General features: G+C 47.8%; 11 protein-coding genes. All 11 read left to right on the top strand.

All coding sequences use genetic code 11. The features are described 5' to 3' along the window. The first annotated feature begins 452 nt into the window (after nucleotides 1-452). The 11 genes from PluTT01m_RS15945 to nuoL all read left to right on the top strand — a co-directional run bounded on the left by PluTT01m_RS15945 (nucleotide 453) and on the right by nuoL (nucleotide 12,458). Nucleotides 453-902, top strand: coding sequence for an NADH-quinone oxidoreductase subunit A (locus PluTT01m_RS15945; protein ID WP_011147306.1), 450 nt, complete (start codon nucleotides 453-455; stop codon nucleotides 900-902). 17 nt (nucleotides 903-919) lie between these two features. After that, entirely contained in the window at nucleotides 920-1,594 is a 675-nt protein-coding gene (locus tag PluTT01m_RS15940) for a NuoB/complex I 20 kDa subunit family protein (RefSeq protein WP_011147305.1), read from the top strand. 118 nt (nucleotides 1,595-1,712) lie between these two features. Beyond that, nucleotides 1,713-3,512 carry an NADH-quinone oxidoreductase subunit C/D gene (nuoC, locus tag PluTT01m_RS15935; protein WP_011147304.1) on the top strand — a complete coding sequence of 600 codons (1,800 nt, stop codon included), beginning with the start codon at nucleotides 1,713-1,715 and terminating at the stop codon, nucleotides 3,510-3,512. Nucleotides 3,513-3,514: 2 nt separating this feature from the next. Then, nucleotides 3,515-4,063, top strand: coding sequence for an NADH-quinone oxidoreductase subunit NuoE (nuoE, locus tag PluTT01m_RS15930; RefSeq protein WP_011147303.1), 549 nt, complete (start codon nucleotides 3,515-3,517; stop codon nucleotides 4,061-4,063). Further along, on the top strand, nucleotides 4,060-5,424 hold the full coding sequence (gene nuoF, locus PluTT01m_RS15925) for an NADH-quinone oxidoreductase subunit NuoF (RefSeq protein WP_011147302.1): 1,365 nt from the start codon (nucleotides 4,060-4,062) through the stop codon (nucleotides 5,422-5,424). The genes nuoE and nuoF overlap by 4 nt, the downstream gene beginning before the upstream one ends. A 75-nt stretch (nucleotides 5,425-5,499) precedes the next feature. Continuing rightward, nucleotides 5,500-8,226, top strand: coding sequence for an NADH-quinone oxidoreductase subunit NuoG (gene nuoG / locus PluTT01m_RS15920; RefSeq protein WP_112872130.1), 2,727 nt, complete (start codon nucleotides 5,500-5,502; stop codon nucleotides 8,224-8,226). After that, complete coding sequence (gene nuoH, locus PluTT01m_RS15915) at nucleotides 8,223-9,200, top strand: NADH-quinone oxidoreductase subunit NuoH (protein WP_011147300.1); 978 nt, start codon at nucleotides 8,223-8,225, stop codon at nucleotides 9,198-9,200. Before nuoG ends, nuoH begins: the two co-directional genes overlap by 4 nt. Before the next feature lie 14 nt (nucleotides 9,201-9,214). After that, on the top strand, nucleotides 9,215-9,757 hold the full coding sequence (gene nuoI, locus PluTT01m_RS15910) for an NADH-quinone oxidoreductase subunit NuoI (RefSeq protein ID WP_011147299.1): 543 nt from the start codon (nucleotides 9,215-9,217) through the stop codon (nucleotides 9,755-9,757). A 12-nt stretch (nucleotides 9,758-9,769) separates the two neighbouring features. Continuing rightward, the gene (gene nuoJ / locus PluTT01m_RS15905) at nucleotides 9,770-10,315 is read left to right on the top strand and encodes an NADH-quinone oxidoreductase subunit J (RefSeq protein WP_011147298.1); all 546 of its coding nucleotides are present in this window, start codon (nucleotides 9,770-9,772) and stop codon (nucleotides 10,313-10,315) included. Continuing rightward, nucleotides 10,312-10,614, top strand: a complete 303-nt coding sequence (nuoK, locus tag PluTT01m_RS15900) for an NADH-quinone oxidoreductase subunit NuoK (RefSeq protein WP_011147297.1) — start codon at nucleotides 10,312-10,314, stop codon at nucleotides 10,612-10,614. The genes nuoJ and nuoK overlap by 4 nt, the downstream gene beginning before the upstream one ends. Next, on the top strand, nucleotides 10,611-12,458 hold the full coding sequence (nuoL, locus tag PluTT01m_RS15895; RefSeq protein WP_011147296.1) for an NADH-quinone oxidoreductase subunit L: 1,848 nt from the start codon (nucleotides 10,611-10,613) through the stop codon (nucleotides 12,456-12,458). Before nuoK ends, nuoL begins: the two co-directional genes overlap by 4 nt. Nucleotides 12,459-12,474 lie beyond the last annotated feature (16 nt).

Genomic DNA, 12,474 nt, shown 5'->3' with positions numbered 1-12,474 from the left:
GCTAATGGATAAAAAATATAATTTCTTCAGATTTGAATGAATTATCATCAGCAGTAAAATTTTTTTCTGTCAAATTGTGTACTTGATCAAAGAAATACTCCCTATGTAGCAGTGGAAAGGCAGGTTTTTCCTGAGATAATGATGTAGTAAAAGCGAGTTATCGGTTAAACTAGCTTCCGCCACTGTTTGCGCCAGTTAACTGACACGTTTTAGCAGTGCGGTAGCACGATCCGTTAAGACTAAGTTTGTTATTTGTAAATAAATGTTAGATTAATTTTGTCAAAACAGACAAAATATTGTTGAGAGGAGTAAAAACCAAGAAGATTCACTCCATCAATCATTGATTAACAGTGTTTCAGATTTGGTTGTTACCCCTTCCCTTGAATCGATGTGGTGCAACACTGCCAGACAAAAGAGCAGACACTTTTGACACCACTTTTGATGAGTAAGCAATGAGTATGTCAACATCCACTGAACTCTTTGCCCATCACTGGGCATTCGCGGTATTTCTTTTAGGTGCTTTCGGTCTGTGTGCTTTGATGCTGTTAGGGGCATTTTTCTTGGGCGGGAGAGCGAAAGCCCGGGCAAAACATGTCCCTTATGAATCTGGTATTGATTCTGTCGGTAGTGCTCGTCTCCGTATGTCGGCCAAGTTCTATCTGGTCGCTATGTTCTTTGTCATCTTCGATGTTGAAGCGCTGTTTTTATATGCATGGTCAGTCTCTATCAAAGAGAGTGGCTGGTTAGGCTTTATCGAAGCAAGCATTTTCATTTTGGTGTTACTCGCAGGCTTGTTTTATCTGGTGCGTATTGGGGCGCTGAATTGGACGCCATCTCGTTCAAGCCGCCAGGTAAGTAAACCAAGTGTTGTGATTAACATTAATAATAGTCATCCGCAGTAATAGCGAGGCATTTAAAGATGGATTATACGCTCACCCGCATAGATCCGAACGGTGAGAATGACCGTTATCCCCTGCAAAAACAGGAAATTGTCGCAGACCCACTGGAGCAGCATGTTCACCGTAGTGTTTACATGGGCAAACTGGAGCATGCTCTGCATGATATGGTGAATTGGGGACGTAAAAACTCCCTGTGGCCCTACAACTTTGGTCTTTCCTGCTGTTATGTGGAAATGGCCACATCATTTACCGCTGTTCATGATGTCGCTCGTTTTGGCGCTGAAGTTTTACGTGCATCACCCCGCCAGGCGGATTTTATGGTGGTCGCTGGAACCTGTTTTACCAAAATGGCACCGGTTATTCAGCGCCTGTATGACCAGATGCTTGAGCCGAAATGGGTTATCTCTATGGGAGCCTGCGCCAACTCTGGTGGTATGTACGATATTTACTCGGTAGTTCAAGGTGTCGATAAGTTTATCCCTGTTGATGTTTATATTCCTGGCTGTCCTCCCCGTCCTGAAGCTTATATGCAAGCTTTGTTGTTGTTACAAGAGTCAATTGGCAAAGAGCGTCGTCCGTTGTCTTGGGTAGTGGGAGATCAAGGGGTTTACCGTGCCAATATGCAGTCAGAAAGAGAACGTAAGCACGGGGAACGTATCGCAGTGAAAAATCTGCGTACGCCAGACGAAGTTTAAGAATCTGTCTTTAGACAGTAGGCGTGACTCAAAGTAGCCTAATGAATGTAACCAGAGCAATGTGTTGCGATACTAATCCTGATCAAAACGAACACTGATCAAAGCGTTGTGGTGAAGAATGATGATAGATCAGATAGCGCAAGAAAGCGCCCGGCCTGCGTGGCAAACTCATGACCATCTTGATGATCCGGTCATGGGTGAGCTGCGTAACCACTTTGGCCCGGATGCCTTTACTGTTCAGCCAACCCGTACTGGTATACCCGTTGTTTGGGTGAAGCGTGAACAATTACTGGAAGTAATGACTTTCCTGAAGAAGCTGCCTAAACCTTATGTCATGCTATTCGATTTGCATGGCATGGATGAGCGTCAGCGTACTCATCGCCAGGGTCTGCCAGCAGCAGATTTTTCTGTGTTTTATCACCTGCTTTCTATTGAGCGTAACCGCGATATCATGTTGAAGGTTGCCCTCAGTGAAAAAGAGCTGAATCTCCCGACGGCAACTCCTCTGTTCCCAAATGCCAATTGGTATGAACGTGAAACATGGGAAATGTTTGGCGTTGTCTTTAACGGCCATCCAAACCTGCGCCGCATTATGTTGCCACCGACTTGGGAAGGGCATCCGTTGCGGAAGGATTATCCTGCTCGTGCGACAGAATTTGATCCTTTCGAACTGACCAGACAGAAAGAAGATCTGGAAATGGAAGCGCTGACTTTCAAACCAGAAGAGTGGGGAATGAAGCGGGGTACCGAGAATGAGGACTTTATGTTCCTTAACCTTGGTCCTAACCATCCCTCTTCTCATGGGGCATTCCGTATCATTCTGCAACTGGATGGTGAAGAGATTGTCGATTGTGTCCCGGATATTGGTTATCACCATCGTGGCGCGGAGAAGATGGGAGAGCGCCAATCTTGGCACAGTTATATTCCCTATACAGACCGTATTGAATACTTAGGCGGTTGTGTTAACGAAATGCCTTATGTGCTGGCGGTGGAGAAACTGGCGGGAATTGAAGTGCCTGACCGGGTAAAAACCATTCGCGTTATGTTGTCGGAATTGTTCCGCATCAACAGCCACCTACTTTACATCTCGACCTTCATTCAGGATGTTGGCGGGATGACCCCGGTGTTCTTCGCCTTTACTGACCGTCAGAAAGTGTATGATCTGGTGGAGGCGATTACCGGTTTCCGTATGCACCCAGCGTGGTTCCGCATTGGTGGCGTTGCTCATGATTTGCCGCGTGGTTGGGATAGATTATTGCGCGATTTTCTCAACTGGATGCCCAAACGTCTTGATTCCTACGTGAAAGCGGCGCTGAAAAATAGCATCCTGAAAGGCCGAGCTATTGGGGTTGCTGCTTATAACTCCAAACAAGCTCTTGAATGGGGCACCACTGGAGCGGGTTTGCGGGCAACGGGTATTGCGTTTGATGTGCGTAAATGGCGTCCATACTCCGGCTATGAAAATTTCGATTTCGACGTGCCGATTGGTAATAACGGCGACTGTTATGACCGCGTGATGTTGAAAGTGGAAGAAGTGCGTCAGAGCTTGCGAATCTTGAAACAGTGTCTGGACAATATGCCTGAAGGCCCATTTAAAGCAGATCATCCACTGACGACGCCACCACCGAAAGAACGGACTTTGCAGCATATTGAGACCATGATTAACCACTTTTTGCAAGTGTCATGGGGGCCGGTAATGCCAGCAAATGAATCTTTCCAAATGATTGAGGCCACTAAGGGCATCAACAGCTATTACCTCACCAGCGACGGCAGTACTGTGAGTTACCGTACCCGTGTCCGTACACCGAGTTATCCGCATTTGCAGCAGATCCCATCGGTAATTCGCGGTAGCTTAGTTTCTGACCTGATCGTGTATCTGGGCAGTATCGATTTTGTTATGTCTGATGTGGATCGCTAACTATGCAAAGTGAAATTAACGCGAGTGCTCAACAAGCGCGCCTTGATGTGGTTAACGTAACAGAGTCTCAGGCAAAAGCAGATTTTGTGCTGAGTACCGAAGAGCACGATGCTATTGAGCATGAAAAACACCACTACGAAGATCCGCGCGCCGCTTCGATAGAAGCATTGAAAATTGTACAGAAGCATCGTGGCTGGGTACCGGATGGTGCCATTTACGCGATTGCTGATGTGCTTGGTATTCCCGCTAGTGATGTGGAAGGTGTGGCAACATTCTACAGCCAGATTTATCGTCAACCTGTGGGCCGCCATATTATTCGTTATTGTGACAGCGTGGTTTGTCATATTACCGGTTATCAAGATGTCCAGGCTGCAATTGAAAAACATCTAAATATCTGTCCGGGACAGACGACGAAAGATGGGCGTTTTACGCTGTTGCCAACCTGTTGTCTGGGTAACTGTGACAAAGGCCCGACCATGATGATCGATGACGATACGCACAGTTCTGTCAGACCTGAAGAGATTGAGAAGTTACTGGAGCAGTATCCATGACAGCATATTCAGGAATAAAAGAAATTATTCTTACTGAGGAAAACCATCCTCTTACTTGGCGATTGCGTGATGACAAACAACCGGTATGGTTGGATGAGTACCGTAGCAAAAGTGGTTATCGTGGTGCTGAAAAAGCACTGAAAAGCATGTCCCCAGATGAAGTGGTTTCTCTGGTAAAAGACGCCGGGCTGAAAGGCCGTGGCGGTGCAGGTTTCTCTACTGGTCTGAAGTGGAGCCTGATGCCAAAAGATGAAAGCATGAATATCCGTTATCTGCTATGTAACGCAGATGAAATGGAGCCGGGTACCTACAAAGATCGCTTGCTGATGGAACAACTTCCTCATTTGCTGGTGGAAGGAATGTTGATCAGTGCATTTGCCCTGAAAGCTTATCGTGGCTATATCTTCCTGCGTGGTGAATATGTGGAAGCGGCTGTGCATCTGCGTAAAGCCATCGAAGAAGCTAAAGCAGCGGGTTTGTTGGGTAAAAACATCATGGGCAGCGGCTTTGATTTTGAGTTGTTTGTTCATACCGGCGCGGGGCGTTATATCTGTGGTGAAGAGACCGCACTGATTAACTCACTGGAAGGTCGCCGAGCTAATCCTCGTTCAAAACCGCCATTTCCTGCCACTTCCGGCGCATGGGGTAAACCTACTTGTGTCAACAATGTTGAAACCTTGTGCAACGTTCCTTCAATTCTCGAATACGGCAAAGAGTGGTATATCGGCCTGAGTGCAGGCAAGAGTAAAGATGCCGGCACTAAACTGATGGGTTTCTCTGGTCGGGTGAAAAATCCGGGCTTGTGGGAGTTGCCATTTGGTACGACTGCCCGTGAAATTCTTGAAGATTATGCTGGTGGTATGCGTGACGGCTTGAAATTCAAAGCATGGCAGCCCGGTGGGGCAGGGACTGACTTCCTGACTGCTGAACATCTGGATCTGCCAATGGATTTCGAAAATATTGCTAAAGCGGGCAGCCGTTTGGGCACGGCCTTGGCAATGGCAGTTGACCATGAAATTAATATGGTTTCGTTGACGCGTAATCTTGAAGAATTCTTTGCCCGTGAATCTTGCGGTTGGTGTACTCCATGTCGTGACGGGTTGCCGTGGAGCGTAAAAATCCTGCGCGCAATAGAGCGTGGGGAAGGGCAACCCGGGGATATTGAAACATTGGAACAGCTCTGTCGTTTCCTTGGGCCAGGCAATACATTCTGTGCTCATGCACCAGGGGCCGTGGAACCACTACAGAGTGCCATCAAATATTTCCGTGATGAATTCGAAGCTGGAATTGTGACCAAAGACTATGGGAACACCCATTTCATTGCGGGTATCCAGTCAAACCTGTTAAAGCAGCGTTGGTAATGGGTTCTTCACGAAATTAGCAGAATTTTTGATTAACACTTGCTGAAAAGCAGGTCATTTGGAAGCATGCTGACTATGGCTACGATACATGTAGACGGCAAAAAATATGATGTAGACGGGGCTGATAACCTGTTACAAGCTTGCCTCTCTTTGGGGTTAGATATTCCTTATTTTTGCTGGCATCCAGCGCTTGGAAGCGTTGGCGCTTGCCGCCAGTGTGCGGTGAAGCAATATCAAAATGCGGATGATACGCGCGGTCGTCTGATCATGTCCTGTATGACTCCGGCAACGGATGGCACTTTTATCTCTATTGATGATGAAGAGGCTAAACAGTTCCGTGAGAGTGTGGTTGAGTGGTTGATGACTAACCATCCGCACGATTGCCCGGTATGTGAAGAAGGGGGCAACTGTCACTTACAGGATATGACCGTGATGACTGGTCATACATTCCGTAAATACCGTTTCACTAAGCGTACTCATAACAATCAGGAATTGGGGCCGTTTATTTCTCATGAAATGAACCGCTGTATTGCCTGTTATCGTTGTGTACGTTACTACAAAGATTATGCCGACGGCGCTGATTTTGGTGTTTATGGCGCTCACGATAACATTTATTTTGGTCGCCCTGAAAGCGGTACGTTGGAAAGCGAGTTCTCCGGTAACCTGGTAGAAATCTGTCCAACCGGGGTATTTACTGATAAAACCCATTCTGAACGTTATAACCGTAAATGGGATATGCAGTTTGCGCCAAGTATCTGTCAACAGTGTAGCATTGGCTGTAATACCAGCCCGGGGGAGCGTTATGGTGAATTACGCCGTATCGAGAACCGTTATAACGGTACGGTAAACCACTATTTTATGTGTGACCGTGGTCGTTTCGGTTACGGTTATGTCAACCGTAAAGATCGCCCTCGTCAGCCACGGCAATTGCGTGGTGATCATTGGATCTCGCTTAACGCTGAACAGGCCATGCAGGGTGGGGCGGATATTTTGCGTCAGGCCAAAAATGTCATCGGTATCGGTTCTCCACGCGCCAGTCTGGAAAGCAATTTTGCACTACGTGAACTGGTGGGCGCAGAAAACTTCTATAGTGGGATTGCTGCGGCTGAACAACAACGCCTTGATATAATGCTGGAAATTCTGCAACAGGGTGGTGTTTATACACCGTCGCTACGTGAAATTGAAAGCTATGATGCGGTATTGATTTTAGGCGAAGATTTAACGCAAACCGGTGCTCGGATGGCACTGGCGGTTCGTCAGGCTGTGAAAGGTAAAGCCCGCGAAATGGCTGCTGCTCAGAAAGTTGCTGATTGGCAGATTGCCGCTGTGATGAATATTGGTCAGCGTGCCAAATATCCTCTGTTTGTAACCAACGTGGATGATACGCATCTGGATGATATCGCAGCGTGGAATTATCGTGCGCCGGTTGATGATCAGGCTCGTTTTGGTTTTGCAGTCGCTCATGCATTGGATAACACGGCGCCAGCCGTCGAGAATTTGCCTGACGAATTGAGAGCCAAAGTGGATATGGTGGCGCAAGCATTGATTGGCGCTAAGAAACCGTTAATTATCAGCGGCAGTAACGTCGGCAGTGATGCGATTATTCAAGCAGCTGCTAATATTGCCTGGGCACTGAAAGACCGAGGTTCAGATGTCGGTTTGTCGTTTGTTGCAATCTATGCGAATAGTATTGGATTGGCAATGATGGAGGCCCAGCCACTGGATGTTGCTCTGCAACGTATAAGTAGTGGTAAATCTGATACGGCTATTGTGATGGAAAATGATCTCTATCGGCATGCCGCAGCAGATAAGGTAGACGATGCACTGAACAATCTGAAAAACCTGGTTGTGGTTGACCATCAACGCACTGCTATCATGGATAAAGCCCATTTGATTCTGCCAGCTTCCAGCTTTGCAGAAAGTGACGGCACGTTGGTGAATCAGGAGGGTCGGGCCCAGCGTTATTTCCAAGTTTTCGAACCCTCTTTCTATGACAAATCGGTGGTGATGCTGGAGAGTTGGCGTTGGTTGCACTCCTTGCATACAACGTATGCTGAACGTCATTTGGATTGGACGCAGCTTGACCATGTGATTGATGCCTGCGCTGAAGCAATGCCACAGCTTAAAGGCATTGTTGATGCCGCGCCTGATTCGACGTTCCGCATCCGCGGTCAGAGACTGGCTCGTTCACCGCACCGTTACAGTGGTCGTACTGCTATGTTGGCGAATATCAGCGTACATGAGCAACGTCAGCCGCAGGATGTCGATTCGCCATTTGCTTTCTCAATGGAAGGTAACAATAGTCCTAATGCCCATCGTCAGCAGGTGCCATTTGCATGGGCACCGGGCTGGAACTCACCACAGGCTTGGAACAAATTCCAGGCGGAGGTAGGTGGTCATCTGCGCTTTGGCGATCCTGGTGTGCGTCTGATTGAAACCACTGACGGCGGTTTGAACTATTTTGATCAGATTCCGACAGCATTTACTGCACAAAATAACCAATGGACAGTGGCTCCTTACCATCATTTGTTTGGTAGTGAAGAGTTAACTCAACGTTCCGATGTGATTCAGGAACGCATGCCGGAGCCTTATGTGATGCTCAATAGCAAAGATGCGGATCAATTAGGTGTGAAAACGGGTTCTGTTCTGGAGTTTGATTGTTTTGGTCAGCAACTGCGTCTGGCAGTTCGTCTGAGTGAAAATCTTGCTCAAGGGCAGATCGGCTTGCCAATGGGAATGCCGGGTATTCCTCCGGTATTGGCCGGTGTTTCCGTGAATAATCTGCGGGAGGTTGCACAATGAGTTGGTTAACCCCCGAAATTATTGATGTGCTGATCGCTGTTCTGAAGGCAGTGGTGATACTGGTAGTGGTGGTTGTCTGTGGGGCATTGATGAGCTTTGGTGAACGTCGTTTGCTAGGGCTGTTTCAAAACCGTTATGGGCCTAATCGCGTAGGTTGGGGCGGATCGTTACAGATCGTCGCTGACATGATCAAAATGTTCTTCAAAGAGGACTGGGTACCCCGTTTTGCGGACAGAATGATCTTTACCTTGGCACCGGTGATTGGTTTCGTTTCTCTGTTGCTGGCATTTGCCATTGTGCCGATCACGCCGACTTGGATGGCCGCTGATCTGAACATCGGCATTTTGTTCTTCATGATGATGGCGGGTCTGGCTGTCTATGCGGTGCTGTTTGCTGGATGGTCAAGTAACAACAAATACTCGTTACTGGGGGCAATGCGTGCTTCTGCGCAGACACTGAGTTACGAAGTGTTTATTGGTCTCTCTTTTATGGGCGTTGTTGCGCAGGCGGACTCCTTCAATATGGTGGATATCGTCAATGCACAAGAGCATATGTGGAATGTCATTCCTCAGTTCTTTGGTTTCTTGACTTTTGCCATCGCGGGTGTGGCGGTGTGTCACCGTCATCCATTTGACCAGCCGGAAGCAGAACAGGAGCTGGCTGATGGCTATCATATTGAATATTCCGGTATGAAATTCGGTCTGTTCTTCGTTGGTGAATATATCGGTATTGTCACGGTTTCTGCCCTGATTGTGACAATGTTCTTTGGTGGTTGGCATGGTCCGTTCCTGCCGCCGTTTGTCTGGTTTGCGTTGAAAACGGCATTCTTCATGGTGATGTTCATCCTGATACGTGCCTCTTTACCGCGTCCGCGTTATGACCAGGTGATGGCGTTTGGCTGGAAAATCTGTCTACCGCTGACCTTACTTAACCTGCTGGCGACTGCGGCAGTGATTTTGTACAACGCTCAATAAGGGGGGAATGAACCATGACATTGAAAGAGTTAGTGGTTGGTTTTGCCACCCAGGTACGCAGTATTTGGATGATTGGCTTGCATGCCTTTCATAAGCGCGAAACCCAAATGTATCCAGAGGAACCGGTTTATCTGCCACCCCGTTACCGTGGCCGTATTGTGTTGACGCGCGATCCGGACGGTGAAGAGCGTTGTGTTGCCTGTAACCTGTGTGCGGCTGTTTGCCCGGTGGGATGTATCTCACTGCAAAAGGCGGAACATGAAGATGGTCGTTGGTATCCAGAATTTTTCCGCATTAACTTCTCACGTTGTATTTTCTGTGGCTTATGTGAAGAAGCTTGCCCGACTACAGCGATCCAATTAACGCCTGATTTCGAAATGGGGGAATTTAAGCGTCAGGATTTGGTATATGAAAAAGAGGAGCTGACGATTTCAGGTCCGGGTAAATATCCTGATTATAACTTTTACCGTAAGACAGGTGTGGCAATTGACGGCAAATCAAAAGGTGAAGCCGACAATGAAGCGAAACCTATCGACGTTAAAAGCCTGTTGCCGTAAGGAGCGATATTCATGGAATTTACGTTTTATACCGCTGGGCTGATTGCCATATTGGCAACTATCAGGGTAATTACCCATACCAATCCGATACATGCGCTTTTGTATCTGATCGTTTCTCTGCTGGCGCTTTCAGCGGTGTTTTTTTCGCTGGGCGCTTATTTTGCCGGTGCGCTAGAGATCATCGTTTACGCCGGGGCTATTATGGTGCTGTTCGTTTTCGTGGTGATGATGCTTAACCTTGGCAAATCTGTTGTTGAACAGGAGCGTGTTTGGTTGAAACCGCGGACGTGGATTGGTCCGGGAATACTGTCAACAATGCTGCTTGTTGTGCTGGTGTATACCATTATCAATGTTTCTCATGGGGATATTGCCGACAATATCACGGGTGAAGTTGTCAGTGCCAAAGAAGTGGGTATCAGTTTGTTTGGTCCGTATGTATTGGCCGTTGAACTGGCTTCTTTGCTGTTGCTTGCCGGTATGGTGGTGGCGTATCACATTGGCCGTGAACACAAACAGGGTGAAGTGCTCAGCAACCGAAATGCGGAGGAACAACCATGATACCTCTTCAACATGGACTGATTTTGGCGGCAATTCTATTTGTGTTGGGCCTGACCGGGCTCATCATCCGCCGTAATCTGTTGTTTATGTTAATTGGGCTCGAAGTGATGATTAATGCTGCGGCTCTGGCTTTTGTTGTGGTAGGCAGCTATTGGGGCCAGCCAGATGGTCAAGTGATGTTTATTTTGGCTATCAGCTTGGCGGCGGCAGAGGCGAGTATTGGCTTGGCGCTGTTATTGCAGCTCTATCGTCGTCGCCAGAATCTGAATATTGATACAGTCAGTGAGATGCGCGGATGAACTTACTCTATTTAACAATTCTGCTGCCACTGCTGGGATTTTTGCTGTTGGCATTTTCCCGTGGCCGCTGGTCTGAAAATACATCGGCTACCATCGGGATTAGTTCTGTTGGTTTGGCTGCGTTGGTTACCTTATGGGTAGCTATCGATTTCAATAGTCAGAATGGTGCGGGTGATCTGGTTTACAGTCAGAACCTGTGGAACTGGATGGAAGTTGGGAATTTCAGTATTCCGTTCACTCTGGTTCTTGATGGTTTATCGCTTACCATGTTGAGTGTGGTAACGGGTGTTGGTTTCCTGATCCATATGTATGCCTCGTGGTATATGCGTGGTGAAGAGGGCTATTCCCGTTTCTTCGCTTATACCAACCTGTTTATTGCCAGCATGGTGATACTGGTTCTGGCAGATAACATGATGCTGATGTATCTCGGTTGGGAAGGGGTAGGGCTGTGCAGTTATTTGCTGATTGGCTTTTACTATACCAATCCGGCGAATGGTGCCGCAGCAATGAAAGCCTTTGTCGTTACCCGTGTGGGTGATGTCTTCCTGGCTATCGGCATGTTCATTCTGTATGACAATCTGGGAACGTTGAACTTCCGCGAGTTGGCGATTTTAGCGCCACAGCATCTGGAAGCTGGTTCTTCGGTGATTACCTGGGCGACTCTGATGTTATTGGGGGGAGCAGTAGGTAAATCAGCCCAGTTGCCGTTACAAACTTGGTTGGCCGATGCGATGGCCGGTCCAACGCCAGTTTCTGCGCTGATTCATGCTGCAACGATGGTAACCGCCGGGGTCTACTTAGTTGCACGTAGTCACGGCCTATTCTTGATGGCACCAGAAATCCTGCAACTGGTTGGCACGATCGGTGCGATCACGCTGGTGTTGGCAGGTTTTGCCGCGTTAGTACAAACCGATATTAAGCGTGTATTAGCTTACTCAACCATGAGCCAGATTGGTTACATGTTCCTGGCGTTGGGGGTTCAGGCGTGGGATGCAGCAATCTTCCACCTGATGACCCATGCTTTCTTTAAGGCGCTGTTGTTCCTGGCATCGGGTTCCGTCATCTTGGCCTGTCATCACGAGCAGAATATTTTCAAAATGGGAGGATTGCGTAAATCCATTCCGTTGGTTTATGCCTGCTTCTTGGTGGGTGGCGCGGCATTATCCGCGTTGCCAATTGTCACTGCGGGTTTCTACAGTAAAGATGAAATTCTGTGGGGAGCAATGTCACATGGTCATATCAACCTTATGTTGGCGGGGCTGGCGGGTGCATTTATGACCTCTTTGTATACCTTCCGCATGATTTTCATTGTATTCCACGGTGAGGCGAAAACAAAAGCCCATCCTGTTAAAGGTATTACCCATCACCTGCCGTTACTGGTATTGCTGGTGCTTTCCACCTTTGTGGGCGCACTGATTGTGCCACCCTTGGCGGGTGTGTTGCCGGGAAGCCATATAACGGATCACACAGGCAAAATGACCTTGGAAGTGGTTTCTGGTGTGATCGCTGTAGCGGGTATTTTGCTGGCAATGGCGCTGTATCTGGGTAAACGTCAGTTGGTGAATGGTGTGGCACAAAGTGCTCCGGGGCGTTTCTTCTCCGTATGGTGGTTTAATGCTTGGGGCTTTGATGTTCTCTATGACTGGGTATTTGTTAAGCCATTCAAGAACATTACACATGTATTGCGAAACGATCCGCTAAATTCACTGATGAATATTCCTGCGGTGTTATCACGCTGGAGTAACAAAGGTCTTAGCCTGAGTGAAAATGGACAGGTCCGTTGGTACGTTGCCTCTATGGGGTTGGGTGCAGTGCTGGTTTTAGCTCTGCTGCTACTGGTTTAATTTAAGGGATACATTG

The sequence above is a fragment of the Photorhabdus laumondii subsp. laumondii genome (assembly GCF_003343245.1).
In the GTDB taxonomy this organism is placed as follows: Bacteria; Pseudomonadota; Gammaproteobacteria; order Enterobacterales; family Enterobacteriaceae; genus Photorhabdus; species Photorhabdus laumondii.
Note: the sequence above shows the minus strand (reverse complement) of the source record. Positions and strands in the feature narration are given on the sequence as shown.